Origin of the sequence: Caballeronia sp. GAWG2-1 (genome assembly GCF_023631405.1) — a bacterium.
Taxonomy (GTDB): Bacteria; Pseudomonadota; Gammaproteobacteria; order Burkholderiales; family Burkholderiaceae; genus Caballeronia.
This window is the reverse complement of the sequence record NZ_JALQDD010000031.1, coordinates 124,765-141,153: the sequence shown is the minus strand read 5'-3', so window position 1 is coordinate 141,153 and position 16,389 is coordinate 124,765. Positions and strand designations below refer to the sequence as shown.

14 protein-coding genes are annotated in these 16,389 nt (G+C 59.5%); 8 read left to right on the top strand and 6 right to left on the bottom strand.

Going from position 1 to position 16,389, the window contains the following annotated elements; genetic code table 11:
* From NCR98_RS20965 to NCR98_RS20955, 3 genes are all read right to left on the bottom strand, one after another.
* Complete coding sequence (locus NCR98_RS20965) at window positions 1-4,317, bottom strand: translocation/assembly module TamB domain-containing protein (RefSeq protein WP_250527158.1); 4,317 nt, start codon at window positions 4,315-4,317, stop codon at window positions 1-3.
* A gap of 191 nt (window positions 4,318-4,508) precedes the next feature.
* Window positions 4,509-5,174 carry an HAD family hydrolase gene (locus tag NCR98_RS20960; protein WP_250527157.1) on the bottom strand — a complete coding sequence of 222 codons (666 nt, stop codon included), beginning with the start codon at window positions 5,172-5,174 and terminating at the stop codon, window positions 4,509-4,511.
* A 16-nt stretch (window positions 5,175-5,190) separates the two neighbouring features.
* A complete protein-coding gene (locus tag NCR98_RS20955; RefSeq protein WP_244831137.1) occupies window positions 5,191-5,775 on the bottom strand; it encodes a hypothetical protein in 585 nt (194 codons plus the stop codon).
* A 199-nt stretch (window positions 5,776-5,974) separates the two neighbouring features.
* On the opposite strand from NCR98_RS20955, the gene NCR98_RS20950 reads away from it, so the two are divergent.
* On the top strand, window positions 5,975-6,511 hold the full coding sequence (locus tag NCR98_RS20950; RefSeq protein ID WP_250467837.1) for a YbaK/EbsC family protein: 537 nt from the start codon (window positions 5,975-5,977) through the stop codon (window positions 6,509-6,511).
* Window positions 6,512-6,524: 13 nt separating this feature from the next.
* Here NCR98_RS20950 and NCR98_RS20945 read toward each other — a convergent pair whose 3' ends face one another.
* Entirely contained in the window at window positions 6,525-6,890 is a 366-nt protein-coding gene (locus tag NCR98_RS20945; RefSeq protein ID WP_250493881.1) for a glyoxalase superfamily protein, read from the bottom strand.
* Between the two features lie 7 nt (window positions 6,891-6,897).
* Complete coding sequence (locus NCR98_RS20940; RefSeq protein WP_250493880.1) at window positions 6,898-7,638, bottom strand: DUF2278 family protein; 741 nt, start codon at window positions 7,636-7,638, stop codon at window positions 6,898-6,900.
* A 121-nt stretch (window positions 7,639-7,759) separates the two neighbouring features.
* On the opposite strand from NCR98_RS20940, the gene NCR98_RS20935 reads away from it, so the two are divergent.
* The 4 genes from NCR98_RS20935 to NCR98_RS20920 all read left to right on the top strand — a co-directional run bounded on the left by NCR98_RS20935 (window position 7,760) and on the right by NCR98_RS20920 (window position 13,163).
* Window positions 7,760-9,430 (top strand): purple acid phosphatase family protein, encoded by a 1,671-nt coding sequence (locus NCR98_RS20935; protein ID WP_250527156.1) that lies wholly within the window; start codon window positions 7,760-7,762, stop codon window positions 9,428-9,430.
* A gap of 283 nt (window positions 9,431-9,713) precedes the next feature.
* Window positions 9,714-11,936 (top strand): TonB-dependent receptor, encoded by a 2,223-nt coding sequence (locus NCR98_RS20930; RefSeq protein ID WP_244831133.1) that lies wholly within the window; start codon window positions 9,714-9,716, stop codon window positions 11,934-11,936.
* A 60-nt stretch (window positions 11,937-11,996) separates the two neighbouring features.
* Window positions 11,997-12,683 carry a Fe2+-dependent dioxygenase gene (locus tag NCR98_RS20925; RefSeq protein ID WP_244831132.1) on the top strand — a complete coding sequence of 229 codons (687 nt, stop codon included), beginning with the start codon at window positions 11,997-11,999 and terminating at the stop codon, window positions 12,681-12,683.
* A gap of 99 nt (window positions 12,684-12,782) precedes the next feature.
* Entirely contained in the window at window positions 12,783-13,163 is a 381-nt protein-coding gene (locus NCR98_RS20920) for a TraR/DksA family transcriptional regulator (protein WP_250527155.1), read from the top strand.
* A gap of 11 nt (window positions 13,164-13,174) precedes the next feature.
* Here NCR98_RS20920 and NCR98_RS20915 read toward each other — a convergent pair whose 3' ends face one another.
* Window positions 13,175-14,059, bottom strand: a complete 885-nt coding sequence (locus NCR98_RS20915; RefSeq protein WP_250527154.1) for a LysR family transcriptional regulator — start codon at window positions 14,057-14,059, stop codon at window positions 13,175-13,177.
* 144 nt (window positions 14,060-14,203) lie between these two features.
* Between NCR98_RS20915 and NCR98_RS20910 the strand changes: the two genes are divergently transcribed.
* The 3 genes from NCR98_RS20910 to NCR98_RS20900 all read left to right on the top strand — a co-directional run bounded on the left by NCR98_RS20910 (window position 14,204) and on the right by NCR98_RS20900 (window position 16,378).
* A complete protein-coding gene (locus tag NCR98_RS20910; RefSeq protein WP_250527153.1) occupies window positions 14,204-14,743 on the top strand; it encodes a cupin domain-containing protein in 540 nt (179 codons plus the stop codon).
* Between the two features lie 98 nt (window positions 14,744-14,841).
* Window positions 14,842-15,381, top strand: a complete 540-nt coding sequence (locus tag NCR98_RS20905; RefSeq protein WP_250527152.1) for an ester cyclase — start codon at window positions 14,842-14,844, stop codon at window positions 15,379-15,381.
* 70 nt (window positions 15,382-15,451) lie between these two features.
* Window positions 15,452-16,378, top strand: a complete 927-nt coding sequence (locus NCR98_RS20900; protein ID WP_244831127.1) for a LysR family transcriptional regulator — start codon at window positions 15,452-15,454, stop codon at window positions 16,376-16,378.
* Window positions 16,379-16,389: the final 11 nt, after the last annotated feature.

Sequence of the window (16,389 nt, the reverse complement as noted above, 5' to 3'; positions counted from 1 at the left end):
TCACTGTTCTACGCGACGCCTGAGGACTCCTGCTATCGACAGCAGCGTCAAAGAGGTGAATATGGAACCGAAGACGGTATAGGCGAACTTTCCGAAGCGATGAATAAACGCGGACGGTCGAGTCGAGATACTGCATTTGTCCTGCTGCCGCAGATTCAGCAACGGAACGAACACGTCGATGGGATAAAGAAAAGGATCGACCTGCTCGCCGCATCGGTACTCCGGCGCAACGCGCTTGTCCTCGTCAAGTACGCGCTCCATGGTCGGATTGCCAAAGCCGCCCGAATCGACCGTTACAAGCGGACTGACGGCCGCGGCGTCAACGACCAGAATCGGTTCATTCTGAGTCCATCCCAGCGTACGCGTTTGAGGAAACCACCTGAGATATCCATAATTGAGATAGTCGAAATACACGCCCCCGAAGATAAGCGCCACGCAGCACCACAATATTCCCCATCCCGGACGCAGACCATGCCGTGAAAAGCCAAACATGAACAGCGATATCATGCGACTAACACGGCCAAGCGTGAGCAGGCGTTCCAGCCGTAGTTGATCCAGCCGGACTTCGATGGCCTGGTCAGCCTCGCCTCGGGCACGCAGGATACGAGCTAGATGCTCATGTGGCTGTTGCGAGAACCCGTTTTCGTTGTGATGCTTACGCGGGTCGCGATCCGGGAACTGCAGCGATAGCCAGTCACAATGGCGCTTCTTTGCAACTTTCTGAGGCGTCTTGGGCGCGGGTTCGGTGATCTGCGTCACGCCGGCAAAGTCATCGATCACCTGAGCGTCGTCATGCTCGAGTCGTCCATATTCGAAATCCGCGAGTTGCACCAGTATTCCCGCTCCCCACGCCTGGGTCGAATGAAAGCGCACTGCGCCGGCCTTGAGTCCCTTGAGCGACACAGTCGCCTTAGGCTGCTGTCCTGCTGCGCTGGCTACCCCCGCGAGCCTACGCAAAAGCGCGTCGCAGGAGGATGGCGGCTCCTCCAGTCCTGCATTTTCCGCATACTCGCTAACCCAGAAACGCGGGACGCTTGCCTCGCCTCTTTTTTGAGCCCGTGCATCACTCACGTGATCGGTCTGAATTTGATCTTTCGCTGGCTCCGTCTGTGAAGGAACAAGGCGCAACGGCTGAATCATTTTCAACGGCGGCGTTTCCTGAATTTTACCGACAGGCTCGCTTTGCGCCATTGTCACCATGCCATTCGATTCAACGACGAATTCGCATTCCCAAAGCGTCTCGTCATACGACACTAGCGCCGTGCATTGCCATTTGTCGTCTGACAAGACTGCGGAAATCGGGCGGAACCGACTTGTTTTGTCGATTGAGTGCTGTGCCCCCCTGTCCGCTTCCTGTAGCGACTCGATGATTCTGAATCGACCTTCATCGGCCCATACGTAGCTGCAAAAAAAGCGCAGATATCGGCTTACGTTCTCCGCGCTTCCCAGCTTTAGCGCGCCAGTCTCGTTCAATTGATGAATGGGTAAGGAACTTCCGGACAACAGAATCAGTTGATCATCCAGATCCATATGGCGAAGAAACGCCACGATCCCGGTGCCCTCCTTGGTGAAATCATATCTGGCTTCGTAGAGCCGCCATCCTGGATAGAACGACAGATCACCTGAGGAGACTTGCACTGGATTGATATATCCCCACGCGGTCTCGTGAGCGTGGCGTACGTTGACTGCCGTGACGTGAAGGTCGCGTGTGATAATGGCGTCGTCCAGACTGAGCCGTGGCTCCGTGCTTGGCGCCTGTTGGAATTGCACTTTGTTGATGTGAAACTTGCCTCCGAACTGCCCGCCGTCAAAGCTCGCGCTACTCTTTTTCTTGACCGAGAGCGAGCCCGTAAGTTCAACTGGACCATCCACAACGATATCCCGGGCATCTAGGTTCGCAAGGCGCGAAGCCGATATCTCCAGACGCCCACCAATATGCGCGGAGTTCATCAGCAACTCCCCAGATACGTTAGTCAGAATGCAGTTGTTCTCGACGTCGATGTTCCTTGCTATTACCGATGCCAGATCGAGGTGTTGAATCGACGGCTCGGGGAACTTTATTTCCATGTCGTTTTCGATCCGCGCTCCTTCAAGCTCGATGGTGCATGGCGAGACAATCAAGCGCAGATCTTCGCCGATTTCCAGGTTAGGCGCGGTGATGCGGTTCCGGTATTTCACCTCTTCGCTACTGCTGACCTCAAATGTGCCTTTGACTACGGCGCCGCGTGCTATCAAGTCAAACGAGTTCTTTACCGTCAGCCGTACGCAACCGCCTATTTCTGCGTTGTCAATGCCAATCGTGCCTTTGAACTCTTGCACCACCATGTCACCCCGAAGACTAAGTCCGTATGCAAGAATCAGCTTTGAGGGTTCATCCAGATCCATGTCGTCCCCGTCGGACGGTTGCGCTTTATTCGATTTATCACTTACTTCTGTTGGAGCAGCGTTTTCAACGTCTTTCGAAGGCGCTCTTACGCGCAGCGCCCCATGAATCTTCGCTCCGCTTAAATTCATCATCTTGAACATGGAGGTGAGGATAACGAAGTCCTCGCCTATCTCCAGGTTTAACGCGAGTATTTGATTAGCAAGGCGCGCCCCTTCGACGCCTCGGATGTCAAAAGTCCCTTTGATGATGGCGCCGTGAGCAATGATTTGCGTCCTATCGGATGCGACTAATTGCAGATCGCCATCGATTTGTGCGTTGTTGATGCCGAGCGTTCCATGGAACGCCGCTATCCGCATGTCGCCTCTGACGCTTATTCCCCGTGCATTGATATGTTGATCGGCCATATCGCCAGCGCCTTCTTGGTCTGCGCTGGGAGCCCGGTTACTCAAGGGATGCGCGGCAGACTTGGATGCCGCAGCTTTCACATTGTTCTTCGCGATTTGCGTACCGGAGTCGCTTTGAATCTCGAATGAGCCGGAAATGATCGCGCCGTTCGCGCTGAAATCGGTGGGACCTGCGATGTGCAAACGTAAGGCAGCGCCGATCTTCGCGTTGTCAATCACAAGCCTTCCACGAAAGCTCTCAATGATGAGGCCTCGTTGAATTTCGATACCATCGGCGTCGAACTGCATGCGGCGGTCTGCTTGAACCGCGCTTTCTGCTGCTTTCTTTGGCTCGCCCGAGTGATTCTGATTAGCTTCCGTCGACTCGGTCGTGCTGTTGCCATCTGATAGCGCAGCCGCGATATGGACCATTCCTCTCACCGTCGCGCCGCTCATGTCGAGCACATTCGTCGATGGATACGAAACTTCGACGTCACCGCCGACCTCACATCCGCGCATGCGAAACTGCGCTCGTGTTCCACCGGCTAGAAAGGCGGCGCCAACACGAGTATTGAATGCAGCGATAGTAAAGTCCGTGGATCCGTCGGCGGATAAGCGCGATACGTATTCGAGATTGACTGAATTCCGGATCGTTGCCATGCTAATATCAATTGAAGGCGTGGCTTGCGGGGTCGATGCCTTAGGCGTGATATTCAGATCGTTCAATACTAGAGCCGCGATATCCGCGCCCTTGAATTCGACATCGCCTTCGATCGTTGTGGCGCGCGTGTCCGATCGACTCAGCGAGATCGCCCCCGAGCACGACACCGCTTGACCGCGTAAGGCGTACCCGGCTCCAGCCGTGATATGAGCGCCGAGACACCAAAGATCGCCTTCGATCTTCGCCCCCATGACGCTTAATCCGCCGATTGCGCTGAAGCCCGGATATAGATAGATGGAGCTGTCAATGCGAGCATCGTTCAGATCGAACGCGTAATCGACGATATCGAAGTTGGGAATGCGCGCGTCAGAAGCAATGCGGAAAGTGGACTTGCTCGCGTTGATGCGTCCGGTAATCTTGGCGCCTCTGGCGGACAAATGGCAATTGCGGGTGTCGTCGATGGGATCGACGCGGTCAATCGCCAGATCTCCGTCGATCTGGGCGTCGCAGAGATCGACGCGCCCGACGCGAGATCCGGTCAAGGCGATTCGTGACAGGTAAGCGTGACGCGCAATCAGGACCGCATCGGCGGTATCTGCGGGATTTCCCTCGAGCACGCAGTTTTCCAGAAGAAGGGGAGGAAGTGCGCCCTGATCCGGATTTCGCCCTTCGCGCAAGTCGATCTGGCCGACGATGTAAGCACCACGTATCCGCACGCCGAACGGATACCGTCTCGGATCGTGACCGGACGTTCCACCGATCAGCAGTTCGCTCACGAAGGTGCCATCGACAATGGTTTCAGGCCTCTTCTGTGGGACGCCCTGGCCCACGTTGAACCATCGCCCGTTGTTCATGAATCTGAGCAATTCTTCTTCGTTGATCGCCATTGCAGCCCTCGCATGAAGGTCGGGTAAGCATTGCTTTTGTTAGTTAATTGAACTAAGTAACGAAGACTGCAGACAGACTGGAATAAATTTAGCAGGGGAAGCAGTCAAGACAAGATAAATGTATGTTAAATTTGGTTCGGCGCCGCACATACTCGCTTTGCGTCATCAACTAGAAGGCCGGCACCCAAACGCTACCGCGTTTTCAGCTTCTCAACCAGTTCACCGAAGCCCTGCAACACGATATCCGGCTCCATCGCCGTGCAACGCGCCTTGTCGCCGTAGCCATAGGCGGCCCAGCAAGCAATGGCGCCGATGTTGCGTGCAAGGCCCAGATCCGCTTGCGTGTCGCCGACGACGGCAATCTCACCTCGGGGAACATGCGGATAGCGAGGCGCGATAAGTTGCTCGTAACACGCCGCATCCGGCTTCTTCGGCAAGCCGGGCGGGTCGCATACGAGCATGTCGAAGAAGTGGGCGATCCCGTAATGATCGATTGCCTTCTTCACCGACGCTTCCGCCTTGTTGCTCGTGATCACCAGGGCAACGCCCAAGGTCTGCAACTCCGTGAGCACGCGTTCGACATCGGCGAAAAGCTGCGTATGTTGCAGTCCACGTTCGACGTAATACGCGCGATACGTGGCCGCCCATTCATCCGCTTGAGCCACGCTCAGGCGCGAGCCCATGAGCTGCTGCATGGCCTCGGACATGACCACGCCCGCTTCGATCACGTGCTCGATGCGCGCGGCATCGGGCCGCTTCACACCGTAATGATCGAAGGTCAATTCGATGCAGGTGCGAATTGCGTCATGCGTGGCGCACAACGTTCCGTCGAAATCGAGCAGGCAGAGTTTGATCATGCTTGGGTCATGTGCCTCAGGCCTTCACGATGCCCAATGCGACCAGCGCTTGTGCGACTGCCGCGCGCATTGGCCAGCTCCATTCGGCTTCGTGCTCTTCGGTATAGCCTTCGAGCACGCTGCCAGCCGCTACCGCGCCGGGATCGGCAATGGCATACGTAAAGATGAGCGAGTTGTCGCGCGGACGGCGCGGCAGGTCCACCGGATGCTGCTCGTAAATGAGCTTGCCCAGATTGCCGTATTGCACATTGGCGCCGCGATAGCTGGCATAGCCCGCGGCCTTGGCCAACTGCATGGCGGTGATGGTGCGCGCGGGCGCCTGATAGTGCGCGACGAGCATCTTCCGTTGCCCTTCGCTGACGGGCAAGATAGCCTTGAACGCGGCGATGTAGGCGTCCACTGCCGCATCTCCCGCGCCGGTCGCCGGTCCCATTTCCGCATCGATCGCCGCACGCACGGTGCGTTCGGCGTCGTCGAGCGTCTCTCCGGTTTCCTTGAACGCGGCCTTCTGATCCTTCCACGCCCAACATTGCGCGACACCGTTGGACGCGTTCTTGATAACCAGCTCATAGCCCCGGTACGTGACCGTCGATCGACTCATTCCAGCCCCTGAACAAAGATATCTTTTCGAGCGCGAACGCGGCTTGCTTGCCTGTTCGCATTCGATTCCACGAGGGACAAGTATATCCGGTCGATGCTTCCAGCATGGTTGCAGCGCTGCGCGGCTCACTGGATTCGGTTACGCTTGGCTTTTTTTCGGCACTTCGGGCCTTTGCCTGAAGCCTCTTTATCGAACGCTCATGAACACGCCACAAGCCGATTACGCTCTGAATCTCGACATCATGTCCGCCGACGAAGCGGCCGCGCGCCTGCCCGCATCCGTGCTCGCGTCGCTGAACGGCGCAAACGTCGATGTGTTTCGCGTGCCCGACGACGCCTCCGATACCGCCGCCTGCAGCGCGCGCTTCGGTATCGATCTCGACGACTGCGCGAACACCATCGTCGTGCGCTTCAAGAAGGACGGAGGCGAACAGTTCGCCGCTATCGTCACGCTGGCAACGCGCCGGCTCGACGTGAACGGCGCGGTCAAACGCGAACTCGGCGCGCAACGTATTTCGTTCGCGTCGCGCGAAGCGGCCACGGAGTTGTCGGGCATGGAGTACGGCGGCATCACCGCGTTTGGCTTGCCTGAGTCGATGACCGTGCTCGTGGAAGCGTCCGTGATGGAGCGCGAGCGCATCGTGATGGGCGCAGGCATCCGCGAGGCAAAGCTGCTGCTCGCGCCGCAGCGTTTGCTCGCACTGCCGCAAGTGATCGTGGCGGCGTTGGCCGTGTAGCCTGGGATTGCCGTCAGTTCTTCGCCAGTTCGCAGAACCGAATGCGATTGCCGAACGGATCGGCGACTTCCATCACGCGTCCCCAGTCCACCGTTTCGACGCCGGGCTTCGCATATCGATACGCCTTCGCTTCCAGCTCGCGATGCAACGTATCGATATCTTCCATCGGCACGAAGATGGTCGAACCGGGTGTTGCATCGCCATGATGCTCGCTCAAGTGCAACGTGAGGTCCGAGCGCCTGATCTGCGCGTAGAGGGGAAAGTTCTCGCCGAACGTATGCTCCCATTCGAGCGTGAAGCCGAGGAAGTCGAGATAGAACTCCTTGGCCCGATCGACGGCAAAGATGCGGATGATCGGTATGGCAGGATGAATTCGCATGCTGAGTTCAGTCGAGTATGGGATGCGACTCGCCCGGAATCGGAAAGCCGCGATTATCTGTCGGCACGAGTTGCGTTTGAAACGCCACGAAGAGCGCCTGATACTTGCCATCCACTTCGACGATCACGGCACCATCCTGCGACACACCGTTTTCATTCGAATGATCCTTCACGTGGCTACCCTTCATGGGCTTTGGATTGCCCTGATTCATATGCGTCTCATGAAGCCCGTCTTCTCCCGGCTGAAAGAGAAAGCCGAAACCATAAACCGTGACGTCCTTCGTTGGTTTCCAGCCGCGCCGTTCATCCTTGTAGCTCGGCGTCGGATAAACATAGTTCACCGGATCGGCTGACATATCGAGCTGCAGCATCTCGTTGACGAGCGCGTTGATGTCGTTGTGCTCGCTTGCCGTGTCGAGCGGAATAGGACGCATGGCGCTTAGATCGACGAGGCCTTCTTCGTGCACGTAGTCGAGTTTAGGAAAGCTCGATGTGGTGACGCCCGCATTCAGTTTCGCGAGGTCTGCCGTGATCGCGTTGTCGAAGTTCTGATTCAGCACATACAACACGAGGTAACCCGCAGGTCCCGTCAGCGAGCTATCCGACTTCACGTTAGTGACGATGCGAAACTCGTTGCCCTTCTCGTCGTCGCTTACGATCACATAGTGCGGGTCGCCTTTGTAACCGTCCAGAAAGGGAACGCCAAGCCTTACCTTTCCCTTGAACACCACGTACTCGTTGCTTGCCATTCTTCGCTCCTGTTTTCACCTAAGCCGGTCGTGCAGGCCGTTTGTCATAGCCGGGTCATACCGATAGTAATAATGTCTCCGGACACATCGCGTCCTGATCAAACGAGGAGACGGCCCGTCCATGGTAACGAAGAACCCGCAAGACTCCGCATCTATTGCATCGCGCAGAGGCTTTCTCAAGCTCGCCGGTGCGTCCGGCATAGCTACCGCGGCCAATGTCATGAGCGCGACGGCGAACGCGGCATCGCCCGGCCCGGATGGCACGCCCGAACAAGTGCATCTGACTTGGGGCCAAGACCCGACGCGCGAAGTCGTCGTGAGCTGGGCATCGCTTGCGCAGGCCGTGCATCCGCGTGTTCGCATCAGAACGCACGAAGGTCATGCAAGCGTGATTCACGGCGTACAACGCACTTATACCGATGGTCTGAACGGCGAGATTGTCTGCACGTATCATGCGCGTCTTGGCGACCTTCATCCGGACACGACGTATCACTACGAAGTCACCGCCGATAACGACAGCAACGCGGCCCAGCCTTTCAGCGCGAGCTTTCGCACGGCGCCGCGCGGCCGTCGCAAGTTCCGCTTCACGAGTTATGGCGACCTCGCGACGCCGAACACGGGCTGGGTGTTGTCGTCGCCGCAAAGCCGTTTCGCGGTGCAAGCTGTGGAACGTTTCGACCCGCTCTTTCACTTGCTCAACGGCGATCTCTGCTACGCGAATCTCAACGCCGCTCATCAGCCTGAAGTGTGGCGCGACTTCGGCAATAACGCGCAGGTCTCTGCCGCGAATCGTCCGTGGATGCCTTGTCCGGGCAATCACGAAGTCGAGTTCAACAACGGCCGCCAGGGCTTCGATTCCTATCTCACGCGCTACACGTTGCCCGACAACGGCACGCAGTTTCCGGGGCGCTGGTATAGCTTCCGCGTGAGTTCGGTGCTGTTCGTTTCGCTCGATGCCGACGACGTCGTGTATCAGGATGCCGCCGCATTCGTCGCCGGTCCCGCTCCGCTCGTGCCTGCCGCGAGCACGGGCAATCCGGCCATTGAACCGGGCACGTCGTTCTACATTCGCGGCTACAGTCAGGGGGAGCAGACGCGCTGGCTCGAAAAGACGCTGCGCGATGCGTCGCGCGACGACGACATCGACTGGATCATCGTGCAGATGCATCAGGACGCGCTGAGTTCGTCGAAGACGGGCAATGGCTCCGACAAGGGCATTCGCGAAGCATGGCTGCCCTTGTTCGACCGATACGGCGTGAACCTCGTGCTGTGCGGCCACGATCACGATTACGAGCGCAGCCATCCCGTGCGCGGTTGCAATCATCACGCAGGCCGCGATGCGACGACGGGCGAACGCGTCGACACCTTGCAACCGCGTCCGGTGATGACAGCGCAGCGCGCGAACGATCCTATCGATACTTCGCACGGCACGGTCCATCTGATTCTCGGCGGCGGCGGCACCAGCGCGCCGCTCGACGTCTACGGCACGGATGCGGGCACGGGCAATCCGCAAGCGCAGGTCTTCACGAAACGCAACCGGCCCATTCCGGGCGCGACGGCGGGCACGTTCGTGCGTCCCGTAGCGGATGCGGTGGAAGACGCCATCTGGTCCGCGCAACGCGATACGGGCACGGGCTACGGCATCGCCGTTTTCGACTGCGATCCGGGCGAGCATGGCGGCAAGACATCGATCACGATGAACTACTACCACGCGCCGGGCGCGGACCAAACGCCCACCGCGGACTACGAGTTGTTCGAAACCATCGTTCTCGAAAAAGGATGCCGTCGCTGATTGGCCCGCATTCACGCCCGCAGCGCCGCGCGTTGCGGGCGTTTTGCTTCTTACGCATCTAGTACAGGCACTGTACGCACCCTTACAATCGCCTGACTATTTCGGAAAAAGTTCCCTGGAATTGTGAAATTCTTTCCAAATATTTCGGCCTTTGTGTAATGATAGTGATTCGCATTCACCTGAATTAAGGGCTTATTTCTGATTCGTGGATGCCGAGCCAAGAACAAGTCAATTGCGCATGCGTCAGCGACACGCATGCGGTCGAAAAAATTTGAGGAACGACATGTTGAGGAAAACACCGCTTGCCGCGGCGTTGGCCGCGTTTACCGTTGCGCCGATTGCGGCGCCGCTTTACGCGCAAACCGCCCCGCAAGTGACGCAGACGACCCAGGCCGATGCCCCGGTGAGCAACGCATCCGCACCGGAAACCGCCGCGCTGCCGGCGGTCAAGGTCACGGGACAGGCCGATCAGCAAGCCGACTTCCAGCCGGAAGTCTCGAGCGTCGGCGCCAAGGTTCCGACGGCGCTGCGCGACATTCCGCAGGCCGTCGTGGTCGTGCCGAAAGCAGTGCTGCAATCGCAAGCGGTGAGTTCGTTTTCCGACGCCTTGCGCAATGTGCCGGGCGTGACCCTCGGCGCGGCCGAAGGCGGCCAGATCGGCAACAACATCAACCTGCGCGGCTTCACGGCGCGCACCGACATCTATCTCGACGGCTTCCGCGACCGCGGCCAGTACTACCGCGACACCTTCAATCTCGAATCCATCGACGTGCTGTATGGCCCGTCGTCGCTGTACTTCGGGCGCGGTTCCACGGGCGGCGTCATCAATCAGGTCAGCAAGCAGCCGAACCTGAAGCCTCGCGCCGATGTTTCCGTGCAAGCGGGCACGCACGACCGTTATCGCAGCACGGTCGACATCAACCAGCCGCTCACGGATACCTCCGCGTTCCGTATCAACGCGTTCGGACAGGATCTCGGTTCGACCCGCGATCAGATGAAGAACAAGGATTACGGCGTGGCCCCGGAAGTGAAGTTCGGCATCGGTACGCCTACGCAGGTGACCTTGTCCGCGCTGATCCAGCATAACTACGATCAGCCCGACTATGGTATTCCGCCGCTGAACGGCCATCCCGCGCCGGTCGATAGAAAAACCTTCTACGGCTTCACGGACGACCGCACGATCCAGGACGTGCAGACGGTGAACGCGCGTGTGGAACATCGCTTCAACGACATGTTCACGCTGCGCAACCAGACGCAGTTCAGCCACTACAGCACCGAGGCGCGCGCGACCAACGCAGCGGCCGTGCTGACGGGTCCGCTCGGAACCTCGACCGCGCTTGCGAACGGCAACTACACGGCACTGCCGCTGTCGTCGCTATTCGTGCGGCTGCAGGGCAAGGACCGCAACATCAACGATCACTCGGTCTATAACACGACCGATCTTCAGGGCAAGTTCGCAACCGGCTTCCTGAAGCACGACATGCTCGTCGGCGTCGATCTGAGTCACGAGACCTACAGCAACCAGAGCTTCACGGCGACCACGCCCGGCCTGCCATCGAATACGCTCGCCATCGTGCCGCTCGTCGATCCGGCATACGTGCCGCGCCCGGCGAATTATCGTGAAGTCGCGACGAATCTGGCCGAATCGAGCGCGAACGGCATCGGTCTTTATTTGAACGATACGGTGTCCATCGGCGAGAACTGGAAGTGGATTGGCGGTGTGCGCTGGGACCGCTATGAAGCGTCGATCAACAATTCGATCAACGCGCCCGGTTACGCCACGCAGACCAACTTCTTCACGAGCGTGCGTACCGGCGTGGTGTGGCAGCCGGCCGACTGGCAATCGTATTACGTGTCGTACGGGACGTCGTTCAACCCGTCGCTCGAAGCACTGACGCTCACCAACAATCAGCAGAACACGCCGCCTGAAAAGAACCGTTCGTACGAGGTCGGCTCGAAGTGGGACTTGCTGAACGGCGGCCTTTCGGTGACGCAGTCGCTCTTCAACATCGAGAAGACCAACGCTCGCACGCAGGTTTCGACCGGCGAATACACGCTCGATGGCGACGTCCGCGTGCGCGGTTATCAGTTGGGCGTCGCGGGCCACATCACGAAGCAGTGGCAGATGTTCGGCGGCTACACCTACATGGACGGCACCGTGCAGAAGGCGCTCGACGGCACGACCGGCAACACGCTCGCCAACACGCCGCATCACATGCTCAACTTCTGGACGACCTACGACTTCACGCCGGCATGGCAGATCGGCGGCGGGCCTTCGTATGTGTCCTCGCGCTATGCAGCCAACAACAATCTCGTTCAGGTGGGCGGATACGTGCGCTGGGACGCGATGGCCGCCTATCATCAGAAGCGTTACGATATCCAGTTCAACGTGCTGAATCTGACGGACAAGCGTTACTACGACGCGCTGATCCCGTCGGATGGCGGACGCGCGGTGCCGGGCTACGGCCGCACCTTCCTCGCGACGTTGAATTACCGCTTCCGTTGATGTGCCTGCGCGCGCCACGCCGAATCAAGGCGCGGCGCGCGCAGTTGAAAAGCCAGAACGATGATCCTCTCCATACCCGGCGTTCTCACGCCCGAAGATGCCGCCGCCATGCGCGCACGGCTTGAAGCCGCCACGGACTCATGGGTCGACGGCCGCGCAACCGCTGGCTATCAGGGCGCGCCGGTCAAACATAACCGGCAGATCGCGGAAGGCTCGCCCATTGCGCATGAAATGGGCGACGCCATCGTCGGCGCGCTCGAACGGCATCCGCTCTTCATCAGCGCGGTGCTGCCCAATCGCGTGTATCCACCGCTCTTCAATCGCTACGAAGGCGGCATGCACTTCGGCAGTCATGTCGATGGCGCAATCCGTATCGTGCCGGGTCATGGCGCACGCGTGCGTACCGACGTCTCCGTCACGCTCTTCCTGTCCCGTCCCGAAGACTACGATGGCGGCGAACTCGTCATAGAAGACACGTATGGCGTGCAGGAAGTGAAATTGCCCGCGGGACATGCGATCGTTTATCCCGCGACGAGCCTGCATCAAGTACGGCCCGTGACGCGCGGCGCACGCGTGTCGAGCTTCTTCTGGGCGCAAAGCCTCGTGCGCGACGACGCTCAACGCGCCCTCCTCTTCGATCTCGACAACTCCATTCAACGCCTGAACGCCACGCAAGGCGATGAAGCCGCAAAGCGAACGCTCGTCGGCTGCTATCACAATCTGCTGCGCATGTGGAGCGAGACCTGAGCGGCCCTGCTTTTGTCGGAGCACGGCCACGAACAAGTTGCCTTGACAATGCCGACTGCCGAAGCGTACGTTTGATGAACACTTACTCGAGGCACCATCATGGCCACCGACGAAAACGGCTTGAGTGACGAGTTCATCGCAAAGCAGCGCGAACGTCTGGAAGCATTGCAGCGCGAATTGCTCGGCAACGAAGAAGGCACGATTGCGAGCGAGCGAAATCTACAGGAAGAACAAGGCGCCGAAGCCGAGGAATACGAAGACGACGCACAGCGACGCGAGCAATACGTATCGAATCAGGCACTGCGCAACGTGAACGACTTGCGTATCGCCGACATCCAGCGCGCGCTGCAAAAAATCGCGGAAGGCAGCTACGGTCTTTCCGACGAAAGCGGCGACCCCATTCCCAAGGCGCGCCTCGAGGTCATGCCCGAAGCCATTCTCACCGTCGCCGAGCAGAGCAAGCGCGAAACGGGCCATTGAGGCTTTGCGCGTCAGGCACTTGCCGTGAATGCTTCGATCAACGCGCGTACCCGCGCGGGCCGCACACGCGAGCCCGGCAGCACGAGATTCACGGCAAGCGGCGCGGGGCGGCAACTCGCCAGCACTTCGACGAGCGCGCCCGCCGCGAGATACTGACGCGCGAAGAACTCGGGCATCTGCGCAAGGCCGATACCGAGCAACGCCGCCTCCGCCAGCGCCTCGCCGTGACTGATGCGAAACGGCGCTTGCGGTTCCACCGATACCTTTTCTCCGTTCTCGATGAATTCGAGCGGCCGGTCGCGCCCGTTCGTCGGCAGACGAAACGCAATCAACGTGTGATCTTCGAGGTCCTTCACCGCGCGAATTCTTGCGTGCCGCGAGAGGTACGTCGGGCTCGCACACAACACGAGCGCCTGCTCGTCGATCTTTTGCGCAATCAGCGACGAGTCTTCGAGCTCGCCGAAGCGGATCGACGCATCGAGTCCTTCGTCGGTGAGACTCACGCGTCCATCGGAAAGACGCAGATCGAATTCGAGTAGCGGATAACGTTCGCGCAGACGCGCGAGCACCGGCAACACGACACGCACGCCATAGCCTATCGGTGCGCCAATGCGCAGCACGCCTGCGGGCTCGTCGTTGTCGCTGACAGAGTCCAGATCGAGCGCTTCGATTTCTTCGAGCAAGCGCGCGCTTTTCGCAAACAGCGCGCGTCCTTCTTCGGTGAGCGTGACAGCGCGCGTGGTCCGGTGAAAAAGCCGCGCCCCGAGATCCTTTTCTAAGCGTGCGACGCTTTTCGCCACGGATGAAGGCGCAAGCCCGAGTTCACGTGCTGCTTGCGCAAAGCTGCCGTGGCGCGCGACAGCAGAAAAATTAACGAACTGGCTGAGATTCTTCATGGCGTCATTCGCGACAGATTAGCGTGAAAGACGTGGCACGGCTGCCTCCAATGCATGGCCGATATTCGCTTAGAGTAGCGCGGTGAGAGCGATTTCGGCTCATGTCTAATTAGTACGTCATACGAACTATATAGAGAATTTTGCATGTTCATGTTGAACGATAACCCGGTCGAATACGATTTCGGCGGTTCCCGCGCTCGCCTGCTCGTGTCCGGCAATCATACGGACGATGCTTACTGCATGCTGGAAATGTTCTCGCCCGCCGGACGCGCCACGCCCATGCATCGTCACGAGAATGAGGAAGAGACGCTGCTGATGCTGGAAGGCGAACTGGATGCCATCGTCGATGGTACGCGGCATCGCTTGCTGGCTGGCTCGACCGTGGTGCTGCCGCGTGGCTCGCGGCATCAGCTCATCAATTCCGGCGCGCAGACAGCCCGTTATCTCGTGATCTGCACGCCCGCAGGCTTCGACCGCTTCGTCGATGCTTGTGCCGATGCGCAAAGCGGCCAGGTCGTCCCGCACGACCCGACCGACGCGGACAAGGCCCGCATGCGCGAGGCCGCGTCGCGCTCGGCATCACGCTTTATCCGCCGGCCGCGAAGGCTTGAAGACGCGCGGCACTTTTTGGTTTCGCAGAAGAATCATTCAAGAGGCAGACCCATTATCAAGCGACATCGATGAACGCAGAATGGCTTTCATGCAAGGCGCATTGCAAGCAATAACCGAGTCCGCGTTGCGCCGCTTAAACCTCATACGAACAGCCATTCACGGAGAACATCATGTCGCTCTTACGTATCGTGTCCGCTGCCCTTGGTGCAGCACTTGTTGCAAGTGCGCTGCCGGCGTCCGCTGCCGATAACCTCGTCGAGCCGCAGACGCTTATCGTCGACAAAACTCTGTCGAAGCAGCAGGCGGCGCGGCAGATTCACGCGGCCCGCACCTACGACACGTTCTGGACCACCGGTGACGAAGCGCAGGCACGCGCCGCGCTCGCCGACGACTTCACGGACCGCACGCTGCCGCCCGGCCGCCCGCAGGGCATTGCCGGGCCGCTGGCTGCATCGAAAACGTTTCATGCAGCCGTGCCGGACGTCCACGCTGCGGTCGAACAGATGATCGTCACGGGCGACCGCGTCGTCACGCATCTGCACTTCACGGGCCATTTCACCGGCACGTTCAACGGCGTGCAGGGCAACGGACAGCCGGTGGATTTCATCGCGACCGATATCTACCGTATCCGCGACGGCAAGATTACCGACAATTGGCATCTCGAAGACAACCTCGCTTTCCTGCAGCAACTTGGCGTGGTGAGCAAATAAGGGCGCGGGTATGATACCCACGCGCACCTCGGCGCGATCGTCCCACCTACCAAACCTGGAGCGGCAGCGCGTGGATAACCTGGGTGACATCCGGCTTTTCGTCGAAGCAGCGGCGCTCGGCAGTCTTTCGGCGGCCGGCCGCAAGCTCGATCTATCGCCGGCTGCGGCCAGCGCGCGGCTCGTGCGACTCGAAAGCGCGCTCGGCGTGCAACTCTTCGAGCGCACCACGCGCAGTCTGAGACTGACCGACGAAGGCCGCACATACCTGTCGCACTGCCAGCACGCGCTGCAAACACTCGACGACGCCCACGCCGCGCTGCACGCCGGACGCGCCGTGGTGAGCGGCAAGTTGCGCGTCTCGGCCACGTCGGATTTCGGCCGCCATGTCCTCACGCAATGGCTCGACGCCTTCAACGAGATGCATCCCGAGGTCAGTATTGCGTTGGTGTTGTCGGACTCGCTGTCGCATTTGCTACTCGACGATATCGACCTCGCGATCCGTTTCGGCGTGCCCGCCGACAGCACGATGATCGCCAAGCGCATGGCGCCGAACCGTCGCACGCTATGCGCGTCACCGGCTTATATCGAGGCGCATGGCAGGCCAGAGAACGTCGCGGCGCTCGCTCGGCATCGCTTCATTTTGCTGAGTTCAGCTGCTGGCGTGGCGAACGAATGGCGTTTCATGCGCGATGCCCACAGCGAGAATTTCACCGCTCCGCTCACGCATGCACGCGAGACGAACGATGGCGCACTCGCGCGGCAATGGGCGCTCGAAGGACATGGTGTGGCGATGAAGTCCATATGGGACATCGGCGCGGATCTGCAGGCTGGCAGGCTCGAGGTTCTGCTGCCCGAATGGCGTTGCCCCGACACGCCCGTGCATGCGTTGTTTCAGCGGCGTCAGTACATGGCGCCGCGCGTGCGTGCGCTGCTCGATTATCTGAGCGCCAAATTCGCGGATGCGACGCGAGACCTCGCGCCTTATCTCGACAATTAACCGCACGTGCC

What these genes read in the sequence shown, in the direction of transcription:
- NCR98_RS20965 (WP_250527158.1), bottom strand. Translation starts at nt 4,317, where the DNA reads ATGGCGATCAACGAAGAAGAATTGCTCAGATTCATGAACAACGGGCGA.
- NCR98_RS20960 (WP_250527157.1), bottom strand. Translation starts at nt 5,174, where the DNA reads ATGATCAAACTCTGCCTGCTCGATTTCGACGGAACGTTGTGCGCCACG.
- NCR98_RS20955 (WP_244831137.1), bottom strand. Translation starts at nt 5,775, where the DNA reads ATGAGTCGATCGACGGTCACGTACCGGGGCTATGAGCTGGTTATCAAG.
- NCR98_RS20950 (WP_250467837.1), top strand. Translation starts at nt 5,975, where the DNA reads ATGAACACGCCACAAGCCGATTACGCTCTGAATCTCGACATCATGTCC.
- NCR98_RS20945 (WP_250493881.1), bottom strand. Translation starts at nt 6,890, where the DNA reads ATGCGAATTCATCCTGCCATACCGATCATCCGCATCTTTGCCGTCGAT.
- NCR98_RS20940 (WP_250493880.1), bottom strand. Translation starts at nt 7,638, where the DNA reads ATGGCAAGCAACGAGTACGTGGTGTTCAAGGGAAAGGTAAGGCTTGGC.
- NCR98_RS20935 (WP_250527156.1), top strand. Translation starts at nt 7,760, where the DNA reads ATGGTAACGAAGAACCCGCAAGACTCCGCATCTATTGCATCGCGCAGA.
- NCR98_RS20930 (WP_244831133.1), top strand. Translation starts at nt 9,714, where the DNA reads ATGTTGAGGAAAACACCGCTTGCCGCGGCGTTGGCCGCGTTTACCGTT.
- NCR98_RS20925 (WP_244831132.1), top strand. Translation starts at nt 11,997, where the DNA reads ATGATCCTCTCCATACCCGGCGTTCTCACGCCCGAAGATGCCGCCGCC.
- NCR98_RS20920 (WP_250527155.1), top strand. Translation starts at nt 12,783, where the DNA reads ATGGCCACCGACGAAAACGGCTTGAGTGACGAGTTCATCGCAAAGCAG.
- NCR98_RS20915 (WP_250527154.1), bottom strand. Translation starts at nt 14,059, where the DNA reads ATGAAGAATCTCAGCCAGTTCGTTAATTTTTCTGCTGTCGCGCGCCAC.
- NCR98_RS20910 (WP_250527153.1), top strand. Translation starts at nt 14,204, where the DNA reads ATGTTCATGTTGAACGATAACCCGGTCGAATACGATTTCGGCGGTTCC.
- NCR98_RS20905 (WP_250527152.1), top strand. Translation starts at nt 14,842, where the DNA reads ATGTCGCTCTTACGTATCGTGTCCGCTGCCCTTGGTGCAGCACTTGTT.